This is a genomic window from Streptomyces sp. NPDC051315 (assembly GCF_044455165.1).
Classification (GTDB): Bacteria; Actinomycetota; Actinomycetes; order Streptomycetales; family Streptomycetaceae; genus Streptomyces.
On the sequence record NZ_JBITEN010000024.1, the window covers coordinates 20210 to 44036 of the forward strand.

Sequence of the window (23827 nt, forward strand, 5' to 3'; positions counted from 1 at the left end):
ACGCACGGCAGGATCCGTACGCCTCATCGCTCCAGTGAGCCACGCGTGGTTCTTCCGGGCCCGCCCCTGGCTGGAACGGACATCGGGACCAACGAAGCCCTCCGGGGCCGGTCACGCGCCGTACGGGTGAGACGGGGCCCGAACTCAGATGCGACCCCGGCACAGTTCGAGCAGCGTCATCGCGAGGGCCGTGCCCGGCTTGCCGAGGGCGTCGCTGTAGTGGCCGAGGACCTCCATCTCGCGGGAGAGGTTCACCCGGCGGCCGCCCGATGTGATCCGGGCCTCCTGGATCACCGCGGAGACGGCCATCCGTTCCTGGATCAGGCCGATGATCCGGTCGTCGAGCGCGTCGATGCGTTCCCGGGCGTCGGTGATCAGTCCGGCGGCCTGGTCGGTACGGGCGCCGGTCCTGTCGGTGGCGATGACGGTGTTGCCGGCGGGGGCGGTGGCCGTGGCGTTCTTGTCGACAGCGGTGGCGGTGGCGGTCATGTCGGGGCTCCTCGGAGGGGGTGGGTGCCCCGGTACGGCAGGACCCGGAAAAAACGACAGGCGCCCCGGGCCTTGTCGGCCCGGGGCGCCTGGGAAGTCGCTTGGCGGTTAGCTCAAGCAGCACGACCATGGCAGCCGGCGGGCCGGGTGCCATAGGTAAAGAGGAAGGTCGCGTGCGAAAGCATGGGGCCCAGTATGCACGGGGGAACGTGCCTGTCCAACTCCCGACGCGGTCGCCGTTCGCGCAGGGCGCTCCCCTGTCCGGTGCCGTTCCCGGCGAGTCGGCCCGTCCGGCGGGCGAGGACGAGGCCCGTTCGGGGCCGTCGGCGGAGGCCCCGCGGGGCAGCCGTCCCCGGCGACGGGACGTGACCCACGCCCACCTCGGTAGAATCGCTAGCACAGAGACCAGCCCAACCGCCGGAAGGCACCCCGTGTCATCAGCGACTCCCGCTGCCGCCGCCCCCGACACCGTCCTGGTCGTCGACTTCGGCGCGCAGTACGCCCAGCTCATCGCCCGCCGAGTCCGCGAGGCCCGGGTCTACAGCGAGATCGTGCCGAGCACCACGCCGGTCGCGGAGATGCTCGCCAAGAACCCGGCGGCGATCATCCTCTCCGGCGGCCCCTCGTCCGTGTACGAGGAGGGTGCCCCCCGCCTCGACCGCGAGATCTTCGAATCCGGCGTCCCCGTCTTCGGCATGTGCTACGGCTTCCAGCTGATGGCGCAGTCCCTCGGCGGCACTGTCGACAACACCGGCGCCCGCGAGTACGGCCGCACCGACCTGCACGTCTCCCGCGCGTCCTCCACCCTCTTCGAGGGCACCCCGGCCGAGCAGGCCGTGTGGATGTCGCACGGCGACGCCTGCTCCGCCGCCCCCGAGGGCTTCACCGTCACGGCGTCCACGGACGTCGTCCCGGTCGCCGCCTTCGAGAACGACGAGAAGAAGCTCTACGGCGTCCAGTACCACCCCGAGGTGATGCACTCCACGCACGGCCAGCAGGTGCTGGAGCACTTCCTGTACCGGGGCGCGGGCCTGAAGCCGAACTGGACCACCGGCAACGTCATCGAGGAGCAGGTCGCCGCCATCCGCGAGCTGGTCGGCGACAAGCGCGCGATCTGCGGCCTGTCCGGCGGCGTCGACTCCGCCGTGGCGGCCGCGCTGGTCCAGAAGGCCATCGGCTCCCAGCTGACCTGCGTGTACGTCGACCACGGCCTGATGCGCAAGGGCGAGACGGAGCAGGTCGAGAAGGACTTCGTGGCCGCGACCGGCGTGCAGCTGAAGGTCGTGGACGCGGAGGAGCGCTTCCTCAAGGCGCTCGCCGGGGTCTCCGACCCCGAGGAGAAGCGGAAGATCATCGGCCGCGAGTTCATCCGCGTCTTCGAGCAGGCGCAGGCCGAGATCATCGCGGACGAGGGTCCGGCGGTGGAGTTCCTGGTCCAGGGCACGCTCTACCCGGACGTCGTCGAGTCCGGCGGCGGCACCGGCACCGCGAACATCAAGTCGCACCACAACGTCGGCGGTCTCCCCGAGGACCTCGAGTTCAAGCTGATCGAGCCGCTCCGCAAGCTGTTCAAGGACGAGGTCCGCATGGTCGGCCAGGAGCTCGGCCTGCCGGAGGAGATCGTCCAGCGCCAGCCGTTCCCCGGCCCGGGCCTGGGCATCCGGATCGTCGGCGAGGTGACGAAGGAGCGTCTCGACCTCCTCCGCGACGCCGACGCCATCGCCCGCGAGGAGCTGTCGGCGGCCGGCCTCGACCGCGACATCTGGCAGTGCCCGGTGGTCCTGCTCGCGGACGTCCGCAGCGTCGGCGTCCAGGGCGACGGCCGCACCTACGGCCACCCGATCGTCCTGCGCCCGGTCTCCTCCGAGGACGCCATGACGGCCGACTGGTCGCGCCTGCCGTACGACGTCCTCGCGAAGATCTCGACGCGGATCACCAACGAGGTGCGGGACGTCAACCGGGTCGTGCTGGACGTGACCTCCAAGCCGCCGGGCACCATCGAGTGGGAGTGAGCCCCTCCCGGGGGTAGGGGTCAGGTCCGCCTGAGAGTCCGCACCGGCTCTCCGGGCTTCCAGACCTGGACGACGAGATACGTGTCGTCCTCGACGGAGGTCCGTACGACCTCCGTCAGCTCGGTGCGGAAGAGGTGGAACGGCTGCGGCGGTTCCACCTCTTTCACGTATCGGGCCCTGGTCTCCCCGTCCTCGACCTCGACGGCCCGCCCGCTGATCCGGACATCGCCGCCGCCCATGCCGGTGCCCTCGCCGGGGTTGGTCTGAAGGCTGAAACGGGGATCGCGGCGCAGGTCGAGGGCCTTGAGCGAGCCGGGCATCATCCCGAGCCACAGCTCACCGTCCAGGAACCGGACCTCCAGGCCGCTGGTGCGGGGAGAGCCGTCCTTGCGCAGGGTCGCGAGAACGTGGTGGGTGTAGGCGCCGAAACGGTCCTCGACGGTCTTCGCCAGGTCCGGTTCCGCTTCCGCGAACACCATCCAGCTCGCTGTCGTACCAGGTGCAGTCATACGGCGAGTCTCCCGCCGATACCCGACATCTTCTGTCGGGTATCCGACTCACACGCCGTACGGCACCGGCCGCACGTACCGCTCCCGGCCCGTCTCGTCCCGTACGGGCGCGCAGCCGGCGGCCGTGAGCCGTCGTGCCAGCTCGGCGCGGCGGGAGGCATTGAGCCGCAGGGCGCCCAGCATGCCCAGCGGCGTCAGGACGGCGAGCGGGAGCAGCACGGCGTACTTGCCGGTCAGGACCGCCAGCAGCAGGAACAGCGCCGCCGAACCCCAGGCGACGGTCAGCAGCTGCGCGCGGTTGGCGGCCGCCTCCAGGGCCTCGTAGCGGATGAGGGCCGTGAGGAGGTCGACGTCCGCCTGCGCCTCGGGGAGCGGAGTGAGCGAACCCGGCCGCATGCCGGGGACGGGGCGGCCGGGCCCCGTGTCGGGGAAGGCGGCCGTGCTGGCCGCGGCCCGCTGCCGGGCCCACGGGGCGGCGTCGCGGACCAGCTGGACGTGCACCAGCCGCTGCTTGCCGACCAGCCGGACGCTCTCGTAGCGGAAGCCGTAGCACTCGGCCACGTACGCCAGCGCGCCGAACGTCTGCCACTCCGCGAAGGGGTGGATGAGCTCGATCGCGTTGCGCGTCGCGATCTGGCGCAGGAGGGAGTCGAGGTGGCGGTCGGCGAGGGTCAAGACATGCTCCATAGGTGACGGAAATCGTCATCTTTGCATAACGGCTCTGCCCTTTTGCCCTGACCGACGGTACCTTCCGCCCCGTAAAGCAACCCAGTGCTGGAGGACCGATGCACGGGCCCACACCGCCTGCCCCGCTGCCCACCGACCGGCTGCATTTCGCCATGCCGCCGATGCACGAGTCGGTCGAGGACGAGCGGCGGCACCGCAAGGAACGCCTGGCGGGCGCGGTGCGGATCTTCGGACGGCTCGGCTTCGAGGACGGTGTCTCCGGGCACATCACCGCCCGCGACCCCGAGTACAGCGACTGCTTCTGGGTCAATCCGTTCGGGATGCCGTTCAAGCACGTCACCGTGAGCGACCTCGTGCTGGCCAACCGGGACGGGCAGGTCGTCGAGGGCCGCTACCACGTCAACCAGGCCGCCTTCACCGTGCACGCCCAGGTCCACGCCGCCCGGCCCGACGTCGTCGCCGTCGCCCACTGCCACTCGGTGCACGGCCGCGCCCTCGCCGCCCTCGGTGAACTGCTGGACCCGATCACCCAGGAGAGCTGCGCCTTCTACGAGGACCACGCCCTCTACGACGCCTACACGGGGGTCGCCGTCGACGCCGAGGAGGGCCGGCGCATCGCGTCCGCGCTCGGCAGCCGCAAGGCGCTCGTGCTGCGCAACCACGGGCTGCTGACCGTCGGCGACTCGGTGGACGCGGCGGCCTGGTGGTTCCTGTCCATGGAACGCTCCTGCCAGGTCCAGCTGACCGCCCGCGCCGCCGGCCGCCCGGTACTGATCGACCACCGGGCGGCGGTGGCCACTCGTGAGCAACTCGGCGGCGACCTCGTGGCCTGGATCAACTACCAGCCGCTGTGGCAGGACATCAGCCGGAGCGAGCCCGACCTGCTGAGCTAGCCGGGGTCCGCGGAGTCAGCCCGGGTGCCAGGGTGCCCGGGCTTGCTGAGCTAGCGGGGCTGCCGAGTCAGCCCGGGTTTGCTGAGCCGGCCCCGACTTGCTGAGCTAGCCGGGGTCCGCGGAGTCAGCCCGGGTGCCAGGGTGCGCTGAGCCGGCCCGACCTGCTGAGCCGGCCCGGGTTTGCTGAGCCGGCCCCGACTTGCTGAGTCAGCCCCGGCCAGCCGAGCCGGCAGCGGGCCCGCCGCGTCAGAAACCGCGCAGGACGACCGCCTTCGTCCGCGCGAACTCCTCGTCCGTCAGCACCCCGTCGCGGTGCAGCTGCCCCAACTCCCGCAGTCGGCGCAGCAGGACGTCGTGGTGGTCGGACCGCGGGGACAGGGTGACCGCCGTACGCGCCGAACGGTCCTGCAGCCGATCCTGCCGCCCGTCCCGGCACCCGTCCGCGTGGCGGTCGCGTCCCTCGCCGGTACGGCCGGACGGATGCGGCAGCCGGGCGGTGACCGCCGTCGCCACCAGCGCCGTCAGCAGGTCGCGCCGCGCGCTGCCCCACAGGTCCAGTGCGTACGGGTCCTTTTCCGGCGGCGGTTTCGCGAACACCGTCTCGCGGGTCACGAAGCGCAGGAGGCCGTCCTCGTGGCCGGTGTTGGGCAGCCACTCGACCTGCACGAGGTCGCCCACGTCGATGACGCGCGGGCCCGTCGCCCGCTTCACCCGGTCCGCGCTGTCCGCCCAATCGATGCGCACCTGGGTGCCGTCGAAGGAGACCGTGCCGTCGGAGGAACGCACGGACACCGGGACCGGTGGCCCGGGCAACAGATAGGCCCTGGCCGGCTCCTTGGGAACCTGGTCGAGCAGCAACGCGTGCCGGATCTCCTCGGCGACGTACTGGGCGACCCCGGAGGCGTCCATGTCCACGACGAGCCGGTACGGGTCGGCCCTGTCGGGCAGGCGCCCGCCCGTCGCCTGCAACAGCGGGTCGGCCCCCTCCCGCAACCGCAACCGCAGCCGGCCACGCTTGCGTTCGGGCTCGTAGACGATGCCGGCGACCGCCTCCAGCGGCACGGCGATCTCCCCGTACGTCTGCCGGAACAGCGGCACGCTGCGGTGGAGTCCCGGCGTGATCCTCACCGTCGTGCCGTCGAAGGCCCAGGCTCCGTCACGTTGGATGATCTCGGCCATACGGACAATTCTCGCAGCCGGGTCAACACGGCGGACCCCGGATCACCCGCGCTGACCAGACCTGCCGGAGGCGGAGGGTGTGTCGTAAGGCACAATTCGCTGTCATCGCAGGGGAGTTGTTCGCAGCGCGGCGGCCTGTTTCTTCGGGGGCCGCCGGCCGTGACGGTCGTGGGGAAGGCAGGCGTCGGACGTGGCGGTGCAGGAAGCGAGACAGAGGCCGGAAGCGGCCGCGCACGAAGGCGGCTGCACCTGCGGGGACTGTCCGCACGGGGCACGCGAGGGGCACCGGCGCGCCGTCGCCGCGTTCCTGGTGAAGCGCGACGAGTTCGCCGCCGGGCAGGGCCTGCCGGCCGCCGTCGCCCACTCCGCCTCGGCCTCCCGCCAGTGGGTGTCGGAGGAACTGACGCAGTCCGCGGAACTGGTCGCGGAACGCGGCCGCGCGGAGGGCGAGGCCTGGCTCGCGCGCCTGTGGGCGCGTACCGCGGGCACGGTGTGGGCCGCGGTCGTCCTTCTGCTGCTCGTCCAGTCCCTCACCGCGATCGGCGCGGGCTGGACCACGGCCCGCACCGCCGGCCTGCTTGCCGCGCTCGCCGTCGCCGGCGCGCTGACCGCCGCCTCCTGGTTGCACCGGGCTCGCGGCGGCGCGCTGGCGCCCGTCATCGGCGAGGACAACCGCCTGTCCACCTCCCGCGCGGTCGCCGCCGCCTGGGTGCTGTTCATCGCCTACGCCGTGCTGGTCCTGGTGGGCCGGCTGGCCGCCGCCTCCGGCCCCGCCGAACGCGACGCGCTCATCTCCGGTCTCGAACTCGCCCGCGCGGCCGGGGTGGTGACCGTCCTCGCCGTGGTCTGCGCGATCGCCGTGCTGGTGCGCCGGGTGGTCGGGCTGCGCGTCCTGGCCCAGCGGCTGCAGAAGGTCCGCGCGCACCGGCCCCGGGCCGCCGACCTGCTCACCGACGACGCGGGCCGCGGCACCTTCACCGACATCCAGTACGTCGTCATCACCGCCGTCGCCCTGGCCTTCGCCGCGGTACGCCTCGCCCGCCGCCCCGACCAACTGCCCGACCTGCCCTGGGGACTCGCCGTGGTGGTGCTGGTCTCGGCCGCGACCTACCTCGCCGGCAAGTACGCGGAGGGCGGCCGCCCGGTGATCCTCTCCGTCGTCCGCTCCCGCGAGGCCGGTGACCTGGACGCCCCGATCCGCACCGGCGACGACATCGAGATCCGCGGCGCCGGTTTCGTCCCGCCCGGAGCACAGGCCGCCGACCGTCTCTCCCGCATGGTCGTCCGTATCGGCACCGTCCACGTCCACGTCCCCCTCGTCCCCGTCACCGGCGGCTTCAGCAACCCCACCGACGCGGTCCTGACCGTCCCGGTCCCGGCGGAGGTCGAACCCGGCCGGGTCGAGGTCCAGGTGGTGACCGCAGCCGGCGTGGAGACGAACCGGTACGCGATCGACGTGACGGAGTAGAGGGACCGGACGGACCTGACGGATCAGAGCGACGGGATGGAGTAGAGCGACGCCGAGCTGGCCGAGTGGACCGCGTGTGCCGAGCGAACGGATTACACCGATCAGGCGGATTACACCGATCAGGCGGAGTACTCCGAGTGGGTGGAGTAACGACGGCCACGGAAGGGACATCTCCGGTCCGGTCCGGTCAACCATTGAGCGCACCTCCCATTTCGTACGTATGGTCTGTCGAGGGGTCCCACCACGTCGGGCGAGAGGCGACCACGGGCGATGACTCACAGCATGCGAACGGACACCCGCTCCCCCTACCTCAACAGCGGCCAGGACTGGCGGGACTCCGCCACCCGGTACGCCCTCCTCCCACTCCGCGTCTTCCTCGGCGTCACCTTCATCTACGCCGGCCTCGACAAACTCACCGACGGCGCCTTCCTCAGGGACAGCGGCGCCGGCTCCATCGGCGACACCATGCGCGCCGTCCGTGACTCCTCGGCCATCCCGGCTCTGGTCGACCTGGCCCTGAAGAACCCGACCGGCTTCGGCTACGCCATGGCCTTCGGTGAACTCGCCGTCGGTATCGGCACCCTCCTCGGCCTTCTGACCCGCCTCGCCGCACTCGGCGGTGCCCTGATCTCCCTCAGCCTGTGGCTGACGGTGAGCTGGGCCTCGGACCCCTACTACTACGGCAACGACCTCGCCTACCTGATGGCCTGGCTCCCGCTCGTCCTCGCCGGCGCCCCCTTCCTCTCCCTCGACGCTGTGTGGCGGAGCAGGAAGCGACAGCGGGCCGGGGGCTATTAGGGAGCCGACGGCGGGCTGGCAGGAACCATCCGCCGACCGCCGACCGCCGACCGCCGATCGTTGACTGCGGGACTGCGGGACTGCGGGACTGCGGGACTGCGGGTGGGGCGGCCCCGCAGGCGGTGGCAGGGGCCGCAGTCTTCCGCGGCTGCCGGCAGGGACGGACCGCCGACTGCGGACTGCGAACTGCCGGCTGTGGCAGCAGACTGTCGGCTGCGGACCACCGCCTGCGGGCGATCGGCCTCCGCGGTCGGGGCGGCGCACCCCGTCAGGCCGCTCCGTCCGCTCCCGCCTCGGTGGGAGCGGACGGGCGCCGGCCGTGCCGCCTGCGTATGGAGCGGGTCAGCGCCCCGGTCGCCCCTGCCAGGCAGAGGCCGGCCACCACGATCGGGATCACGGCGAACCACGGGGTCTCCCAGAGGCCGCCCGCGTCGCCCGCGTAGACGACGCCGGCGAGGGTGAAGGCGGCGCCGGCCACCAGCCTGCCCGGACGGAACTCATGACGCAGCACGGGCCACCTCCACCTGTCCCGCCCCGACCTGGAGGTCGAGGTCGATCGTCCCGCTGTCCTTGCCGCCCGTGACCGGCGACAGGGTCACCTCCTTGTGCCTGCCCGGCTGCACGTCCACGTCCTCCTGACCCTCACCCGGCAACTGGATGTCGCCCAGACCCACGTCGATGCGCACCTTCACCGTCACGTCCGGTGGCACGATCACCCGCAGTCGGCCGACCCCCACGTCGGCGTTGGTGCTCACCGTCTGTCCCGTGGCCGGCTCGAGCCGGGAGAGGTCCAGGGTGCCGTCGCCGGTGCCGAGGTCGTAGTCCTCGTGGACGTCCGCCACCGTCGCGGGCCGCCAGGTCGTGTCGACCCAGTGCGTGCCGATGTCCTTGGGCAGTGTGGCCGCCCCGGCCAGCAGGCCCGCGGTGATGATCGCCAGAAAGACCGACCCCGCTCCCGTACGTCCCAGGAACGAGCTGACCGTGATGCCGAAGCCCAGCACGATGAGCGCGGTGGCCAGGCCGGCCTGGAGGCTGGTGCCCAACGGGTGCTCGTCCCAGGCGATCCGGGTGGCGAGCCCGCCCGCGAGCGACGCGAGCAGGAACAGCCAGCCGCCGATCCAGCGCGGGCCACGCGGCTTGGGGGCGCGGCCGTACGGGGTGCGTATGTCGTCGTGGCTGCTCCGGTGGCCGGTGAGCCGCACGTCGATGATCGAGGTGATGTCCGGGTTGCGGGAGTCCTGGGGCCCCCACAGGTAGCCCGTGCCGCCGTAGTGCGTGCCGTCCTTGACGATGGGATCGCGCCACCAGGAGGGGTACGCGGCCGGGACCGGTGGGGCCTGGGCCTCGGGCGGAGCGTCGGCGACGGCCTGGGCGGCGAGCGGGTCGGCGTCGGAGGCGTCCCGGTGTCTCGACCAGTACGCGGCGCCGGCCAGGAGGAAGGAGAGGACGACGGCGAAGGTCAGCACGCCGCCGTTCTTCAGCATCGACAGGAACACCCCGCAGCCGACCAGCGCGAACAGCACGGCCGCGAGGGCCTGTCCGTCCACCCGGCCGGTCAGCAGCTTGCGCACCTCGTTCTCGTCGTCGTCGGAGTACGGGACGAAGAGCCAGGCGAAGCCGTAGAAGATGAGGCCGATGCCCCCGGTCGCGGAGAGCACGGCGAGCGTGATCCGGAAGATCACCGGGTCCATGTCGCACTGCCGCCCGAGCCCCGCGCACACACCGGCGAGCATCTTGTGCTCACGGTCGCGGCGGAACCTGTGTGGGGGGTCGTCGAGGGTGCCGTGGTCCTCGGGGGGCACGGGCGTCTCGGGTGCCCCGGGTTCACTCGTGCCGGGGTGCCGGTGTGTCGTGCGGGTGCCGGTGCCGGCCGTCGCTGTCTCCTCGTTCACGTCTGCCTCTCCGGCCTTGCCCGGTCCCGCCGGCGCACCCTGCTCTCCGTGTGCACCCGCCTGCTCGCGTGTGCCCGTCTGCCCGTGCGCGCCCGCCTGTTCGCGTGCGCTCGCACCCTCGTGCGCGCGCGGTTCCTCACCTGCGGCGCCGGGGGCGCCGCTGGACGGGGTGGCCGCGTCGGGCGCGGCGCCCCCGTCGGGCGCGGCGTCCGCGGCGTGCTGGTGATCTGCCATGGGTCCATGGTGGCGGGCGAGCCGCCCCGGCGGCAGTCGGAACGACCCTGGTCGGACCCTGATATCGGCCCTGAGCCGGCGCCCGGGAGGCGTTCGACGTGCGAGGACGTCGAAGATCAGGGGCGTCTCGGGGGCGAACCCTGATGCCCGGGTCGGGCGGCCGTGTGACCATCAGTGGCATGCCGGAAGCCGCAGCAGCGCCACTCGTCGAACCGCGGCCGCCGCGCAAGCTCTACCGCAGCAGCGACGGACGCTGGCTGGGTGGCGTGGCGCGGGGGCTCGCCGGGCATCTCGGGCTGCCCGTCATCTGGGTGCGGCTCGTCTTCGTCGGCCTGTTCCTGGCGGACGGCCTCGGCGCCCTGCTCTACGCGGCCTTCTGGTTCTTCGTGCCGCTCGGGGTCGGCGGCGTCGGCGGCCAGAAGTCACCCTCCCTCGTCGCCACCGAGACCGCGCCCGACGGGCGGCGCAGACTCGTCGCCCGCAAGCCGGACAAGGGCCAGATCGTCGCCCTGCTCCTCATGGTCGTCGTGGCCATGGTCTTCGTGGGCAATGTGAACCTGGGCAGCGGCGCCAAGGCGTACCTGCTGCCGGCCGTCCTCGTCGGCGCGGGCGTCGCCCTCGTGTGGCGCCAAGCGGACAACGCCCGCCGGGCCCGTTGGGTCGAGGTGGGCCGCAGACGTCGGACGCTCACGCTGCTGCGTACGGGCGGCGGTGTCCTGCTGGTCACCGCCGGCGTGTCCGGCATCTTCGTCCTGCAGGGCTCCGCCGCCCACCTGGGATCGGTCCTGCAGGCGGCCCTCGCCGTCCTCGTCGGCATCACGCTGCTCGCCGGACCGTATCTCGTCCGCATGACGCAGGATCTCTCCGAGGAGCGTCTGATGCGCATCCGCGCCCAGGAGCGGGCGGAGGTCGCCGCCCATGTCCACGACTCGGTGCTGCACACCCTCACGCTGATCCAGCGCAACGCGGAGAACGCGAACGAGGTGCGCCGTCTCGCCCGCGCCCAGGAGCGCGACCTGCGCACCTGGCTGTACAAGCCGGAGGGCACCGGCAAGGACGAGGCCGACGAACCGACCACCCTCGCCGACGCGGTCCGGCACAACGCCGCGGAAGTCGAGGACAAGCACGGTGTCCCCATCGAGGTCGTGGTCGTCGGTGACTGCCCGCTCGACGAGCGGACCGCGGCACAGATGCAGGCCGCGCGCGAGGCGATGGTGAACGCCGCCAAGTACGGTGGCGAGGGCGGCGCCGTGCAGGTATACGCGGAAGTCGAGGGAAGGACGGTCTTCGTGTCCGTCCGGGACCGCGGTCCCGGATTCGACCTCGACTCGATACCCGCCGACCGCATGGGCGTCAGAGAATCGATCATCGGCCGTATGGAGCGCAACGGCGGCACGGCGCGGCTGCGGCCGGTGCCGGACGGCGGCACGGAGGTCGAGCTGGAGATGGAGAGGGCGGAGAAGACGTCATGAGCGACCCGACCGAGGCGAACGGAACAGCGGGAGCGGCCGGGCCGGCGAAGGCCTCCGGCGACGGCACGGGCGGGCGCCATGTCCGCGTGGTCCTCGTCGACGACCACCGTATGTTCCGCACGGGTGTCCAGGCCGAGATCGGCCGGACCGAGGAGACCGGCGTCGAGGTCGTCGGCGAGGCCGCGGACGTCGACCAGGCGGTCACGGTCATCAACGCGACCCGGCCGGAGGTGGTCCTGCTGGACGTGCATCTGCCGGGTGGCGGCGGGGTCGAAGTGCTGCGCCGGTGCGCCGCGCTGATGGCCGACGCCGAGCAGCCGGTGCGCTTCCTCGCCCTGTCCGTGTCGGACGCGGCGGAGGACGTGATCGGAGTGATCCGCGGCGGCGCCCGGGGCTACGTCACCAAGACGATCACCGGCACGGATCTGGTCGACTCCATCTTCCGGGTGCAGGAGGGCGACGCCGTCTTCTCGCCCCGCCTCGCCGGGTTCGTTCTCGACGCGTTCGCCTCGACCGACGCCCCGCCGGTCGACGAGGACCTCGACCGTCTCACCCAGCGCGAGCGTGAGGTCCTGCGCCTCATCGCCCGTGGCTATGCCTACAAGGAGATCGCCAAGCAGCTCTTCATCTCCGTGAAGACGGTCGAGTCCCATGTCTCGGCGGTCCTGCGCAAGCTCCAGTTGTCCAACCGGCACGAGCTGACGCGGTGGGCGACGGCACGGCGGCTGGTGTGACGCGGGACGCGGGGCGCTGAGAAGCGCTCACGCCGACCGCCGGTCACGCCGATCGCCGGCCACGCCGACCGCCGCTCACGCCGACCGCCGGCGCGGACGTTCCTTGGCTCACTGGTGCCCCACCGTCGGTGTCGGTCCCAGCACCCGTAGCGCCCACCGGTAGTGCCGTACCGCCTTCACCATGCCGATCAGACCGGTCAGCCACAGGATGGTGCCGATGCCCATGCCCAGGGCGACGTCGGCGTACGGCGAGCGGCCCGCTTGCGCGCCGGCCGCGGTCCCGAAGGACGCCCACAGGCCGATCGCGGCGACCGTGAAGGAGGACAGCAGCCAGAAGAGGCTGAGGCCGGGGGCGCGCAGGCGGGCGTCGGACAGAGGCTGGCGGTCCAACGCGAGCCAGGCGTTGAGGAGTTGCCGTACTTGGTGGTCGCGGCGGATGGCGAGGACGACGGCGATGACGGACGGGGCGAGCGCGGCAAGGCCGAGGAGCGCGAAGACCGGGCCGAGCAGGAAACCCGTGGGGTCCCTCTCCTCGAACTGCTGCACCGGCAGGATCAGCAGCGCCCATCCGATGATCGCCGCGAGTGCCAGCAGCCACAGCAGCAGCACGCGGTGCACGCCGAGGCTGCGTCGGTGCAGTTCCTGCAGGGCCTGTTCCCTGTCGGCCAGCAGCGCCGACCGGTCCGGCCAGACGCGGATGTGCGGCGGGGGAGGGGGAGGAGGCAGCGTGGCGCCGGGCATCGGGGGCTCTTTCGGGCGGGTCGGGGAGGGGGAGCGACGACATGCAACGGCGGGCCGTTGCCGCGCGCCGAACCTACCGCGTCAACATGTCCATGTCGGCTCCGGTTGCCCCGCCGGGGCTCCCTCACACCACCCGTGTCGCCCCCGCGTAGGGCATCTCGTCGAGGGGCGCCACCCGCACCGGTGCCGACGGGTTCGGGGCGTGGATCATTTTGCCGTCACCGACGTAGATGCCCACGTGGGTGATGCCGGAGTAGAAGAACACCAGGTCGCCGGGGAGGAGTTCGGAGCGGGGGACGCGGCGGCCGGCGTCGATCTGGGCGTAGGTGGTGCGGGGCAGAGAGACGCCCGCGGAGCGGTACGCGGCGAGGACGAGGCCCGAGCAGTCGAAGGCGTTCGGGCCGGTCGCGCCCCATACATAGGGACTGCCGAGCTTGGAGTAGGCGTAGGAGACGGCCGCCGACGCGCGCGAGTTGGGGGCGGCCGTGGTCGTCGAGCCGGGAGCCGGGAGGTCGTCGCGGGTGTCCGTCGAGGTCCGCGAGGCACGGGTGCCCGTGGCGCTGCCCGCGCCTGCCTCGAGCCGGGCGCGTTCCTGGGCCGTCAGCAGGGACAGCAGACGGCGTGCCGCTTCCAGCTTGCCGGTGATCGTCTTCTTGTGCCGCTTGAGCTCCGCCTGACGCGACTTGAGGGAGGCCAGTTGGACGCGGGCGGCGCCGCGCAGGCGTTCGATCTCCCCCAGTTGCCCGCGGACGCGGGCGACGGCAGCGGACTGGCGGTCTCCGGCGCGTTCGGCGAAGGCGGCGCCGTCGAGGTACTGGTCGGGGTCGTCGGAGAGAGCCAACTGCATCGCGGGGTCGAGTCCGCCGCTGCGGTACTGTGCCGCCGCCATCGACCCCAGTTGCTCACGCGCCGAGTTGAGCCGCGCCTCCTTGCGGGCGGCCTCGTCCCGCAGGGCCTTCAGCCGCTGCTCGGCCGCGGTCGCCTTCTCCTGCGCGCCGTTGTACTTCTCGGTGGCTGCCTCCGCCTCCTGGTACAACTTGTCCACCTTGGCCTTCACCTGCGCCGGTGTGGGGTTCGGCTCGGCGTGTCCGGTTCCGTCGAAGCCGGCCGCGCCCGCCGCGCCGGCGAGGGCGATGGTGGCCGCCGTGCGGACGGTATGGCCGCCGAGCGAGCGCTGTCGGGGCTTGCGGTGCGCTGCCACGTGGGACTGCACGTCCTTTCGTACGACCGCCTCGTCGGTACGGCCGTCAGGGGCCCCGGGTGGGGCGGGTGCCCGCCAGGGGGAGCGGACGGACGTACCACCGCGGGGTGCGGCTGACGCGTCCGGCGGCGGCCCGCACAGGGGACCGGGGCGCCACCGGACGTCTCGGCGGTGGTGGCCGACTGCCGCCCCTGGCCCGGGCGGCGGTGGGGAGCCGGTCACCTGGGGGAGGACGCTAGGCCCGTCCGTGCCGGATCGGTGACGCGTTGTGCGGAAGTGACGCGAGCGGACTGTCGGGCGACCGGAAGTGCTCGGTGATCCGGTCGGGAGGGGTCGACTTCGGGCGGGCCGCTGACCGATACGGCGCATTCGGGTCATCTTCGCGCGGCGGGGTGCTATGGCGCGCATATATGCAGCGCCCGGTGCCCGCCGGGCAGGGCGTCCGCCGGGCTGATGTCCGCCGCGCAGGCCGTCCGCCGGACGGGGCGCCCGCCGGACGGGCCGGAAACGGCCGGTGGCGCGTCACCCGGGGTGGGCCGGTGTCGGGCGGCACCGGAGCGGCTGATTAGCATCCGGCTCCATGGACGTACTCATCCATCTTTTCGTCGGCCTGCACATCATCGGCATCGGCGCGCTGCTCGGCGGTTTCCTCACGCAGATGAAGGCGATGGGCCGGGGCACGGCCCGCTTCGTCCCCGCGATGCTGCACGGCGCGGCGACGATGCTGGTCACCGGCGTCATCCTGGTCGGCCTCAACCAGGCGGACGACCAGCACGTCAACAACATCAAGATCGGCGTGAAGCTCGCTCTGCTGATCGTGATTCTCGGCCTCGTCTACGTGAAGCGCGACGACGAGAAGGTGGAGAAGCCGCTGTTCGGCCTGGTCGGCCTGCTGACCGTGGCCAACGTCTTCATCGCGGTGCTCTGGACCTGACGGACGCGCGGGCGGCCAGGGCCGCCCCCGCGGTGGCGGCCGGCCGGGACCGCCACCGCGACCCACACCGGCACCTGCATGGGGCCCGTCCGCCACGGGACGGGCGCCCTCGGCGAGCTGCCCCAGCCAGAAACCGGGTCAGCGCGAGCACAGAGAGCACCAGGCCGAGTCAGAACAGCACGGGCGCGGCGTGCGCGAGCCAGGGCGCCTCCTGGGCCGGGGCCAGGGTCGCGCCCAGCACGGCCAGCCTTTGTGTGCCCACACACCACAGAACACCGCGCCAGGCATGCGCCGCTCCCCATGGCGTACGACGTCCACCAGCAGGACGGCCACAGTGCGGCCGCCGGCGCCAGCAGCGCCCCGGGCAAGCGACCGACCGCCACCCCAGCGCGCAGACGCGCGTGTCGGGCACGCTGGTCACCGCCACGGTCGTGAGCGCGGGCCGGCTCACCCGCCTCGGCCCCCCACCGCTCGCGCTCCCCCAGCAGCCGTGCAGCGGTACGACGGAGTCCGCCTCCGGCGCCACCCGCCAGCGCGAGTGTGATCCGGGAGGCAGCACCTCGTCCCCGGTCAGACGCAGACCGATCGACAGGACGCCGGTCGCCGGCAAGCGGCCCCGGCAGCCGACGGACACCGCGCTCCCCGACGGACACCGCGCTCCCTCCCGACGGACCGCGCCCGCCGGGCGTACAGGGGGGAGGAGGAGCCGGGCATGCGGCCGATGGTGAGGAGGGCGGGGAGGCTCGCGCGGGGCACGCGTGCGGGAGCGGTGAAATACGCGCGGGCGCAGCACACAGGCGGCCGCCTCGCCGTCACGCGCCGAACCGTCGACCGCGCTGCCTCGCCGTCACGCGCCGCCCCGCCGCCGCGCGGACAACGCCCACGCGCGTGTGCTCCGGCCCGCCGCGCCGGGGCCGGTCGCTCAGGCCGGTCGCACCACGCTGTGGATCGACGACTCGCCGTCGTAGTACACCGACTCCTCGCGCACGTACGTGCCCGGCTTCGGGGCGTGGATCATCATGCCGTTGCCGATGTAGATGCCGACGTGGGTGACGTCGTCGTAGAAGAAGATCAGATCCCCCGGCTGGGCGTCGGCGAGGGGGACCGTGTTACCCGCGTTCACCTGGTCGTAGGTGGTGCGCGGGAGGGTGACGCCGGCAGCCTTCCAGGCGGCCTGGGTGAGGCCGGAGCAGTCGTAGGACTCGGGGCCCGTGGCGCCCCAGACGTACGGCTTGCCGATCTGGGCGCGGGCGAAGGCGAGCGCCTTCTCCGCCTTGGTGGCGTAGGAGGCGTCCGAGCCCGGAGCCGACGAGGGCGAGGAGGACGAGGAGGACGGCGTGGAGGCGCCCGTGTTCGACGAGGCGTCGCTCTCCTGCTGGGCGGCCGCCTCCGCCGCCTGCCGCTGTGCCAGTTCCGCCGCCTTGCGGGCGGCCTCCTGCTGCTTCTGCCGCTCGACCGCGGCGAGCCGCGCCTTCTCCTCGGCCGTCAGCTGCGACAGCAGCGCGCGTGCGGTGCTGAGCTTCTTCTGGACGGTGGCCTTGGCGGTCTTGAGGTCGTTCTGCGACTCGGTGAGCGTCTCGAGGCTCTGCGCGGCCTCCTGACGCTTCGTCATCGTCTCCGACTGCTCGGTGACGTAGTCGTCGACCGCGCCCTTCTGCCGGTCGGTGAGCCGGCTCATCAGCTGGCTCTGGTCGAAGTAGTCCTGCGGGGTGTCCGCGAGCAGGAAGGTCGCCGTGTCGGGCGCGGAGGCGCCGGTGCGGTACTGGGCCGCGGCGAAGGAACCCAGCCGCTCCCGTGCTTCGTTGAGCTTCTGGGTGCGCTGGGCCACGTCGTCGAGGAGGGAGTCGACGCGCTTGCGCTGCTTGGTCGTCTTCTCCTTGGCGGCGTTGTACTTCTCGGTGGCCGACTCCGCCTGGCGGTAGAGGTCGTCGACCTTCTTCTCGACCTCCTCCAGGCTCGGCTTGCCGTCGGCGGCGGGTGCCGCCTCGGCCGTCTGGGAGAGCAGGGCCACCGAGGTGAGAGCGGCGGTGGCGAGGGCGGGCGTGCGTATGCCTGCTACGCGCGTACCCGCGGGGCGCGGCTTGCGGTGCTGCGACGCCAAGGGAGGCGACTCCTTCCATGTTCCGCCTACCGGGTTAGCTGTCGGGTTCGGGCGGATGCTCTGGAAGGGTTGCCCTACGGCCTCGTCCCCGGAAGGGGAGTCGGGCCGATTCACCCCAAGGTCTCGGTGGGTCCCCGGCTCCGGCTGCCGCGAGGGGGCGCGCCGGACTCGGCGGAGGCCGCGCGGCCCGGCGAGGTTCGCCGGTGGGGGTCGTACGGCCTGCCCGGCACCGTAGCCAACTCGTGTGGCTCCTGTGAAGGTTGATGGGTGATATGCCCGATACATTTTCGTGACCTTGGTTCAGGTTTCCCGGTTCGTCGCACAGCGTGACCAGGCCGTCCTGAAGGGTGAGGCGGGGTCGGGCGGGCGGTGGCCGAAGATCGTGGGGCGCCGGGTGGCGGGGAAAGCCGGGATGTTTTCGGGACGGCGGCCGGTTGTCGGTGGGGCACCCTAGACTCGGAGAGCGATGAGCAGCCTCTTTGACGACAGCTTCCTGGCGGACCTCCAGGCCCCCCGCGGCCACGAGGAGGAACCCCCGCCGCCCGAGGACGATCACACTACGGAGCCGCTTCCGGACGATCTGTTCGGCGGGAAGTTCGACGTGCCACCGGACCGGGACGCCTACTACCGCGACGGCGCCCCGCGCCCGGCGATCGACGCCGCGGCGCTTCTGGAGGGGCTCAACGACAATCAGCGCGCCGCCGTCGTCCACTCCGGCACCCCGCTGCTCATCGTCGCCGGCGCCGGCTCCGGCAAGACGCGCGTGCTCACCCACCGCATCGCCCACCTCCTCGCCGAGCGCCACGTCCACCCGGGCCAGATCCTCGCGATCACCTTCACCAACAAGGCCGCGGGCGAGATGAAGGAGCGCGTCGAGCAGCTCGTCGGCCCGCGTGCCCACGCGATGTGGGTGATGACCTTCCACAGCGCGTGCGTGCGCATCCTGCGCCGCGAGAGCAAGAGGCTCGGCTTCACGTCGTCGTTCTCGATCTACGACGCCGCCGACTCCAAGCGCCTGATGGCCCTGGTCTGCCGCGACCTGGACCTCGACCCCAAGCGTTTCCCGCCGAAGTCCTTCAGTGCCAAGATCAGCAACCTGAAGAACGAGCTGATCGACGAGGAGGACTTCGCCGCCCAGGCCACCGACGGCTTCGAGAAGACCCTCGCCCAGGCCTACGCCCTGTACCAGTCGCGGCTGCGCGAGGCGAACGCCCTCGACTTCGACGACCTGATCATGACGACGGTCAACCTGCTGCGCGCGTTCCCGGACGTCGCCGAGCACTACCGCCGCCGCTTCCGGCACGTCCTGGTCGACGAGTACCAGGACACCAACCACGCCCAGTACGCCCTCGTCCGTGAGCTCGTCGGCACCTCCGAGCACCCCGTCGACGTACCGCCCGGCGAGGACGACGTCCCTCCGGCCGAGCTGTGCGTCGTGGGTGACGCCGACCAGTCGATCTACGCCTTCCGCGGCGCGACGATCCGCAACATCCTCCAGTTCGAGGAGGACTACCCGGACGCGACGACGATCCTGCTGGAGCAGAACTACCGCTCCACCCAGACGATCCTCTCCGCCGCCAACGCGGTCATCGAGCGCAACGAGTCCCGCCGCCCGAAGAACCTGTGGACCAACGCGGGCGCGGGCGCGCGCATCACCGGCTACGTCGCCGACACCGAGCACGACGAGGCGCAGTTCGTCGCCGACGAGATAGACCGCCTGACGGACGCGGGCGAGGCGAAGGCCGGCGACGTCGCCGTCTTCTACCGCACCAACGCCCAGTCCCGTGTCTTCGAAGAGGTCTTCATCCGTGTCGGCCTGCCCTACAAGGTCGTCGGCGGCGTCCGCTTCTACGAGCGCAAGGAGGTCCGGGACGTCCTGGCCTACCTGCGGGTGCTCGCCAACCCGGAGGACTCCGTCCCGCTGCGCCGCATCCTCAACGTGCCCAAGCGCGGCATCGGCGACCGCGCCGAGGCCATGATCGACGCCCTCGCCCAGCGCGAGAAGATCAGCTTCCCGCAGGCGCTGCGCCGCGTCGACGAGGCGTACGGCATGGCGGCGCGGTCGACGAACGCCGTGAAGCGGTTCAACACGCTGATGGAGGAGCTGCGCACGATCGTCGAGTCGGGCGCCGGCCCGGCGACGGTCCTGGAGGCCGTCCTCGAACGGACCGGCTACCTCGCCGAGTTGCAGGCATCGACTGACCCGCAGGACGAGACCCGGATCGAGAACCTCCAGGAACTCGCCGCCGTGGCACTGGAGTTCGAGCAGGAGCGCGGTGAGGAGTCGGTCGGTCTGGCCGAGTTCCTGGAGCAGGTCGCTCTGGTCGCCGACTCCGACCAGATCCCCGACGAGGACGAGGACGGCTCCGGAGTCATCACCCTGATGACCCTGCACACCGCCAAGGGGCTCGAATTCCCCGTGGTGTTCCTCACCGGCATGGAGGACGGCGTCTTCCCGCACATGCGCGCGCTCGGCCAGACCAAGGAACTCGAGGAGGAGCGCCGCCTGGCCTACGTCGGCATCACGCGCGCGCGGGAGCGGCTCTACCTGACGCGGTCCGCGATGCGCAGCGCGTGGGGGCAGCCGTCGTACAACCCCCCCTCCCGGTTCCTGGAGGAGATCCCGGCCACGCACGTCGACTGGAAGCGGACGGGGGCCACCTCGCCCGTGTCCTCCGGCCCGGCGTCCGCGGTGGCGGCCTCCCTGTCGTCGTCCCGTTCGCGGTCCTCGGCGGCCGGCGCGTCCGGTTTCGCCACCCGGCGGACCGCAGAGAAGCCGGTGGTCTCGCTGGCCGTCGGCGACCGCGTCACCCACGACCAGTTCGGGCTCGGCACGGTCGTCGCGGTGAAGGGCACGGGCGCCAACGCGGAGGCGACGATCGACTTCGGCGACACCAAGCCGAAGCGGCTCCTGCTGCGGTACGCGCCGGTGGAGAAGCTGTAACGCCCGGACGCCGGGCCGCACATGAGGAAGGCCCCCGCTGGACAGCGGGGGCCCGCCCGGCGGACGGGGTTCGGCCTACGTCGGGTCGAGGCCGTGGCTGCGCAGCCACGGCAGCGGGTCGATCGACGAGCCCCCGCCCGGCCGGACCTCGAAGTGGAGGTGCGGGCCGGTGGAGTTGCCGGAGTTCCCGGAGTACGCGATCGGGTCGCCGGCCTTCACCGTCGTCCCGGAGGCGACGCGGTAGCTGGAGAGGTGGCAGTACCAGGTCTCCGTGCCGTCCTTCGCCGTCACGATCATCATGTTGCCGTAGGCGCTGTTCCACTGGGTGCGTACGGTGCCGTCGGTCGCGGCCATGACCGTGGTGCCGTAGGAGACCGGGAAGTCGATGCCGGTGTGCAGGGACATCCAGTTGATGCCGGACTGGCCGTAGTAGGCGCTCAGTCCCTGGTTGGCGACCGGCAGGGCGTACTTGGGGCGCAGCCGCTCCTTGCGGGCCGCCTCCGCCGCCGCCTTCTTCTTCTCGGCCTCCTGCTGCGCCTTGAGGTCGATACGTTCCTGCGTCCGGCTGGCGCGGTCGGCGAAGTCGTCGGCCTCGGCGGTGAGGGTCTCGAGCTGGGAGTCCAACTTGTTGTTGGCGGTGGACGGTTTCACCGCCTGCGCGTCCGAGGCGCTCGCCGAGGTGTCCTTGTCGTCGCCGGTCAGCGTCCCGACGGAGGCGGCGGCGATGCCGGCGACCCCCATCACACAGGCCGAGGGCACGGCCACCGTCAGCAGCGCGGAGCGCTTCGGGGGCGTACGGCGCCGCGAACGGTTCGCGTTGCGGGCGGCGGCACGGGACGTGGGGGCCGGGGCCGCCTCCTCCTGGTCGTCGAGGAGGGGGTCCGCCGAGACGGCGGGCAGCTCGCCGGTGGCGGTCGTCTCGCCCTCGTCCGCGGAGTGTTCCTCGTGCGCGGCGGACTCGTCGTAGCCGGACTGCTCGAAACCGGACTGCTCGTAGCCGGACTGCTCGAAGGCGGCGTCGGCCTGCTGGTCGAACGGCGGCTCGGTCCGCTGCTCGTACTCGTCGGAGCCGGGCGTGGCGGCGCCGCCGTCGGAGTTCCACTGCGTGGCGTCGTAGGCGCCGGTGTCGAAGGCCTGGGTGCCCCATTCCCACTGCTGGGTCTGGTCGGCGGGCCCGCCGGACTGGTCGGGCTGCAGCCAGGTGCTCGCGTCCCACTGCCCGCTGGTGTCGGGCGCCGTGGTCTGGTGCGGGATGGCCGCGAGGTGCTGCTGGTCCGTGTTCCAGGCGGTCGTGTCGTACGCGCCCGTGTCGTAGGCGGCGTGATGCTGGGCCGCGTACGGGTCGTAGTTGGGGGTCTGCTGGCTGCCCGTGGACCACTGCCCGGTGTCGTACGCACCCGTCGAGGTGGCGTCGCCCGGGAGGTCACCGAAGAGGGGGTCGGCCGCGTAGTGGCCGGTGGTCTGTGCTCCGGTGTCGTAGGCGTTGTAGCTGGTGAAGTCGCCGTACTGGGCTTCCTGGGAGTCGTACGACGCGTAGTGCGTCGCTTCGGCGTCGGAAGCCGGAGCCGGGGTGGTCAGGGTCCCCGACGGGTGACGATCGTTCACCAACTTCTCTCTCGCCTCGACAACAGGGGCTGCCAGAGCAGTGCGGTGACTGTACCCGGCGGTACGCGGGCACGACAATCTTCCGCAGGTTTCATGCCCGCGGGAAAGGGGCAATCGGCACTGTTTCGGGGGAGGGCGGGCGCGAGTTTTGGCCCTGTGTTCGAAATGCGTTCGACGCTGGGTTGCTTCAGGGCGGCTGTCGGGCTGCTGTGAGAGTGGGGTTCGGTTGTGTGGCTGGACGGGCGCTCAGGCCACCGTGAGGCCGTCGGTCTCCGCGGCGGCCGCGGCGGCAGCCGTCGGGTCGGCGTCGAGGGCCTGACGTATACCGGTCGCGACGGCCGGATGCACGAGCAGGGCGAGGTGGCCGATGCCGCTGACCTGCACGTTCTCCGCGCGCAGGTCGGGGTGGTCGATCCGGGCCGCCTCCAGCGGGTCCATCAGGTGATCGAGGTCGCTCCAGAAGCTGACGAAGTGCGTACGGCAGCCGGGGGCCGGCCGGGACAGCTCCTCGATGAGCTCCGAGCCGGGGCGCATCTGGCGCACGATCGGGTGCGCGTTCGCCAGGGGGGCCACCCGGGTGCCCCCGTGCGGCGTGCCGAGGGTGACCAGCGTCCGTACGCGAGCGTCACCGCCCAGCCGCTGTACGTAGTAGCGGGCGATCAGGCCGCCGAGGCTGTGTCCGACGACATCGACCCGGCTGCTGCCGTTGCGCGCGCATATTTCCTCGATGTGCCGGCCGAGCAACTCGGCCGCGATACGGATGTCGCAGGTCAGCGGTGAGTAGTTCAGCGACTCCACCCGGTGCCTGCCGTGCTGGGCGAGGCTGCGGCGCAGCAGGACGAAGACGGAGCGGTTGTCGATGAAGCCGTGCAGCAGGACGACCGGGGGCTGGGCCCGGGTGGGCAGGCGCGCCGGATCGGTGTCGGTGCCCTCCAGCGCGGGCAGCGCGGCGGCGACCGAGTTGCGGCGCTCCTGGGAGATACCGGAGGGATACAGCAGCAGGTGCCCGGCGAGGATCGCCAGGTCGAGGGCGGTCGCCTTCATGAGCGCCATCGAGAGCCCCGCCAGCCTGGTCGGCAGGAAACGCTGGCAGTACGGCACAAACGGCTGCAATATCCGCGTGACCTGCATGGCCGACCTCCTGTCGGCACGCCGGGGACGCCTGTGTCCCCCGTGTGCCCTAGTGGAAGTCGCGGCGGAGGAGGTCGGCTGCCTGTGCCGATTCACCGCACCGCCACGGCGCGCGGCCTGCGACGCGGCGGTGCCGCGACCTCGTTGCGGCTCCCGTTTGCGCGATGTCCCCCCGAGTTCCCCCTGAGGGGAGAAGGAACCGCGCGCTGTGAACGTGTCCCACCGTGTGATTTCCCCCTCGGTCCGCACCGTAAAACTGCCGGTTGCGGGATGCTGGCGATAACGTTCGTTCACTTCCCCCGGCCGGTGTGGTGGTACCTCTCGGTACGCAGGGAATCGGTACGGATGGATGTAGTCGCTTCATGGAGGCAGTGATGGGTGTGGCAGCCGGTCCGATCCGCGTGGTGGTGGCCAAGCCGGGGCTCGACGGCCACGATCGTGGGGCCAAGGTGATCGCGCGGGCATTGCGCGACGCCGGTATGGAGGTCATCTACACCGGGCTTCACCAGACCCCCGAGCAGATCGTCGACACGGCGATCCAGGAGGACGCCGACGCGATCGGCCTGTCCATCCTCTCCGGGGCGCACAACACGCTCTTCGCCGCCGTGATCGAGCTCCTCAAGGAGCGGGACGCGGCGGACATCCTCGTCTTCGGCGGGGGGATCATCCCCGAGGCGGACATCCCGCCGCTGAAGGAGAAGGGCGTCGCGGAGATCTTCACGCCCGGGGCGACGACGGCTTCCATCGTGGACTGGGTGCGGGCCAACGTCCGACAGCCCGCGGGGGCGTAGGTCCCGTCCGAG

20 protein-coding genes and 1 riboswitch are annotated in these 23827 nt (G+C 71.9%); of the genes, 9 read left to right on the forward strand and 11 right to left on the reverse strand.

The window, feature by feature from the left end:
- Nucleotides 1-144: 144 nt before the first annotated feature.
- Complete coding sequence (locus ACIBBD_RS33780; protein ID WP_399423391.1) at nt 145-489, reverse strand: chorismate mutase; 345 nt, start codon at nt 487-489, stop codon at nt 145-147.
- A 431-nt stretch (nt 490-920) separates the two neighbouring features.
- On the opposite strand from ACIBBD_RS33780, the gene guaA reads away from it, so the two are divergent.
- Nucleotides 921-2501, forward strand: a complete 1581-nt coding sequence (gene guaA / locus ACIBBD_RS33785; protein WP_399423392.1) for a glutamine-hydrolyzing GMP synthase — start codon at nt 921-923, stop codon at nt 2499-2501.
- A 20-nt stretch (nt 2502-2521) separates the two neighbouring features.
- On the opposite strand, the gene ACIBBD_RS33790 is transcribed toward guaA, so the two are convergent.
- The gene (locus tag ACIBBD_RS33790) at nt 2522-3010 is read right to left on the reverse strand and encodes a pyridoxamine 5'-phosphate oxidase family protein (RefSeq protein WP_399423393.1); all 489 of its coding nucleotides are present in this window, start codon (nt 3008-3010) and stop codon (nt 2522-2524) included.
- 48 nt (nt 3011-3058) lie between these two features.
- Nucleotides 3059-3685 carry a hypothetical protein gene (locus tag ACIBBD_RS33795; RefSeq protein WP_399423394.1) on the reverse strand — a complete coding sequence of 209 codons (627 nt, stop codon included), beginning with the start codon at nt 3683-3685 and terminating at the stop codon, nt 3059-3061.
- 110 nt (nt 3686-3795) lie between these two features.
- Between ACIBBD_RS33795 and ACIBBD_RS33800 the strand changes: the two genes are divergently transcribed.
- A complete protein-coding gene (locus tag ACIBBD_RS33800; protein WP_399423395.1) occupies nt 3796-4590 on the forward strand; it encodes a class II aldolase/adducin family protein in 795 nt (264 codons plus the stop codon).
- 246 nt (nt 4591-4836) lie between these two features.
- Here the strand turns inward: ACIBBD_RS33800 and ACIBBD_RS33805 are convergent, their stop codons facing one another.
- Complete coding sequence (locus ACIBBD_RS33805) at nt 4837-5769, reverse strand: DUF4429 domain-containing protein (RefSeq protein ID WP_399423396.1); 933 nt, start codon at nt 5767-5769, stop codon at nt 4837-4839.
- Between the two features lie 190 nt (nt 5770-5959).
- Here ACIBBD_RS33805 and ACIBBD_RS33810 point away from each other — a divergent pair, with 190 nt between their 5' ends.
- Together ACIBBD_RS33810 and ACIBBD_RS33815 are read left to right on the forward strand one after the other, a co-directional pair.
- On the forward strand, nt 5960-7237 hold the full coding sequence (locus ACIBBD_RS33810; RefSeq protein WP_399423397.1) for a hypothetical protein: 1278 nt from the start codon (nt 5960-5962) through the stop codon (nt 7235-7237).
- Nucleotides 7238-7507: 270 nt separating this feature from the next.
- Entirely contained in the window at nt 7508-8035 is a 528-nt protein-coding gene (locus tag ACIBBD_RS33815) for a DoxX family membrane protein (RefSeq protein WP_399423398.1), read from the forward strand.
- A gap of 268 nt (nt 8036-8303) precedes the next feature.
- Here ACIBBD_RS33815 and ACIBBD_RS33820 read toward each other — a convergent pair whose 3' ends face one another.
- Together ACIBBD_RS33820 and ACIBBD_RS33825 are read right to left on the reverse strand one after the other, a co-directional pair.
- On the reverse strand, nt 8304-8546 hold the full coding sequence (locus ACIBBD_RS33820; RefSeq protein ID WP_399423399.1) for a hypothetical protein: 243 nt from the start codon (nt 8544-8546) through the stop codon (nt 8304-8306).
- A complete protein-coding gene (locus ACIBBD_RS33825; protein WP_399423400.1) occupies nt 8533-10161 on the reverse strand; it encodes a PspC domain-containing protein in 1629 nt (542 codons plus the stop codon). The genes ACIBBD_RS33820 and ACIBBD_RS33825 overlap by 14 nt, the downstream gene beginning before the upstream one ends.
- 179 nt (nt 10162-10340) lie before the next feature.
- Here ACIBBD_RS33825 and ACIBBD_RS33830 point away from each other — a divergent pair, with 179 nt between their 5' ends.
- Complete coding sequence (locus tag ACIBBD_RS33830) at nt 10341-11633, forward strand: PspC domain-containing protein (protein ID WP_399423401.1); 1293 nt, start codon at nt 10341-10343, stop codon at nt 11631-11633.
- On the forward strand, nt 11630-12367 hold the full coding sequence (locus ACIBBD_RS33835; protein WP_399423402.1) for a LuxR C-terminal-related transcriptional regulator: 738 nt from the start codon (nt 11630-11632) through the stop codon (nt 12365-12367). The genes ACIBBD_RS33830 and ACIBBD_RS33835 overlap by 4 nt, the downstream gene beginning before the upstream one ends.
- 108 nt (nt 12368-12475) lie before the next feature.
- Here ACIBBD_RS33835 and ACIBBD_RS33840 read toward each other — a convergent pair whose 3' ends face one another.
- On the reverse strand, nt 12476-13108 hold the full coding sequence (locus ACIBBD_RS33840) for a hypothetical protein (protein ID WP_399423403.1): 633 nt from the start codon (nt 13106-13108) through the stop codon (nt 12476-12478).
- A gap of 124 nt (nt 13109-13232) precedes the next feature.
- Nucleotides 13233-14309, reverse strand: a complete 1077-nt coding sequence (locus ACIBBD_RS33845) for an NlpC/P60 family protein (RefSeq protein WP_399423404.1) — start codon at nt 14307-14309, stop codon at nt 13233-13235.
- 580 nt (nt 14310-14889) lie between these two features.
- Here ACIBBD_RS33845 and ACIBBD_RS33850 point away from each other — a divergent pair.
- The gene (locus ACIBBD_RS33850) at nt 14890-15243 is read left to right on the forward strand and encodes a hypothetical protein (protein WP_399423405.1); all 354 of its coding nucleotides are present in this window, start codon (nt 14890-14892) and stop codon (nt 15241-15243) included.
- 922 nt (nt 15244-16165) lie between these two features.
- Here the strand turns inward: ACIBBD_RS33850 and ACIBBD_RS33855 are convergent.
- Nucleotides 16166-17344 carry an NlpC/P60 family protein gene (locus ACIBBD_RS33855; RefSeq protein WP_399423406.1) on the reverse strand — a complete coding sequence of 393 codons (1179 nt, stop codon included), beginning with the start codon at nt 17342-17344 and terminating at the stop codon, nt 16166-16168.
- An 8-nt stretch (nt 17345-17352) separates the two neighbouring features.
- A riboswitch (cyclic di-AMP (ydaO/yuaA leader) is annotated at nt 17353-17528 on the reverse strand.
- A gap of 282 nt (nt 17529-17810) precedes the next feature.
- On the opposite strand from ACIBBD_RS33855, the gene pcrA reads away from it, so the two are divergent.
- On the forward strand, nt 17811-20288 hold the full coding sequence (gene pcrA / locus ACIBBD_RS33860) for a DNA helicase PcrA (protein ID WP_399423407.1): 2478 nt from the start codon (nt 17811-17813) through the stop codon (nt 20286-20288).
- Nucleotides 20289-20363: 75 nt separating this feature from the next.
- Here the strand turns inward: pcrA and ACIBBD_RS33865 are convergent, their stop codons facing one another.
- Complete coding sequence (locus ACIBBD_RS33865) at nt 20364-21893, reverse strand: M23 family metallopeptidase (protein ID WP_399423408.1); 1530 nt, start codon at nt 21891-21893, stop codon at nt 20364-20366.
- Nucleotides 21894-22139: 246 nt separating this feature from the next.
- Nucleotides 22140-23024 carry an esterase/lipase family protein gene (locus ACIBBD_RS33870; protein ID WP_399423409.1) on the reverse strand — a complete coding sequence of 295 codons (885 nt, stop codon included), beginning with the start codon at nt 23022-23024 and terminating at the stop codon, nt 22140-22142.
- A 374-nt stretch (nt 23025-23398) separates the two neighbouring features.
- Here ACIBBD_RS33870 and ACIBBD_RS33875 point away from each other — a divergent pair, with 374 nt between their 5' ends.
- The gene (locus ACIBBD_RS33875; RefSeq protein WP_043503454.1) at nt 23399-23815 is read left to right on the forward strand and encodes a cobalamin B12-binding domain-containing protein; all 417 of its coding nucleotides are present in this window, start codon (nt 23399-23401) and stop codon (nt 23813-23815) included.
- Nucleotides 23816-23827: the final 12 nt, after the last annotated feature.

Bases quoted from the DNA above. Each gene is read 5' to 3' on its own strand.
- ACIBBD_RS33780 (WP_399423391.1), bottom strand. From the start codon at position 489: ATGACCGCCACCGCCACCGCTGTCGACAAGAACGCCACGGCCACCGCC.
- ACIBBD_RS33790 (WP_399423393.1), bottom strand. From the start codon at position 3,010: ATGACTGCACCTGGTACGACAGCGAGCTGGATGGTGTTCGCGGAAGCG.
- ACIBBD_RS33800 (WP_399423395.1), top strand. From the start codon at position 3,796: ATGCACGGGCCCACACCGCCTGCCCCGCTGCCCACCGACCGGCTGCAT.
- ACIBBD_RS33805 (WP_399423396.1), bottom strand. From the start codon at position 5,769: ATGGCCGAGATCATCCAACGTGACGGAGCCTGGGCCTTCGACGGCACG.
- ACIBBD_RS33815 (WP_399423398.1), top strand. From the start codon at position 7,508: ATGACTCACAGCATGCGAACGGACACCCGCTCCCCCTACCTCAACAGC.
- ACIBBD_RS33825 (WP_399423400.1), bottom strand. From the start codon at position 10,161: ATGGCAGATCACCAGCACGCCGCGGACGCCGCGCCCGACGGGGGCGCC.
- ACIBBD_RS33830 (WP_399423401.1), top strand. From the start codon at position 10,341: ATGCCGGAAGCCGCAGCAGCGCCACTCGTCGAACCGCGGCCGCCGCGC.
- ACIBBD_RS33835 (WP_399423402.1), top strand. From the start codon at position 11,630: ATGAGCGACCCGACCGAGGCGAACGGAACAGCGGGAGCGGCCGGGCCG.
- ACIBBD_RS33840 (WP_399423403.1), bottom strand. From the start codon at position 13,108: ATGCCCGGCGCCACGCTGCCTCCTCCCCCTCCCCCGCCGCACATCCGC.
- ACIBBD_RS33850 (WP_399423405.1), top strand. From the start codon at position 14,890: ATGGACGTACTCATCCATCTTTTCGTCGGCCTGCACATCATCGGCATC.
- pcrA (WP_399423407.1), top strand. From the start codon at position 17,811: ATGAGCAGCCTCTTTGACGACAGCTTCCTGGCGGACCTCCAGGCCCCC.
- ACIBBD_RS33870 (WP_399423409.1), bottom strand. From the start codon at position 23,024: ATGCAGGTCACGCGGATATTGCAGCCGTTTGTGCCGTACTGCCAGCGT.
- ACIBBD_RS33875 (WP_043503454.1), top strand. From the start codon at position 23,399: ATGGGTGTGGCAGCCGGTCCGATCCGCGTGGTGGTGGCCAAGCCGGGG.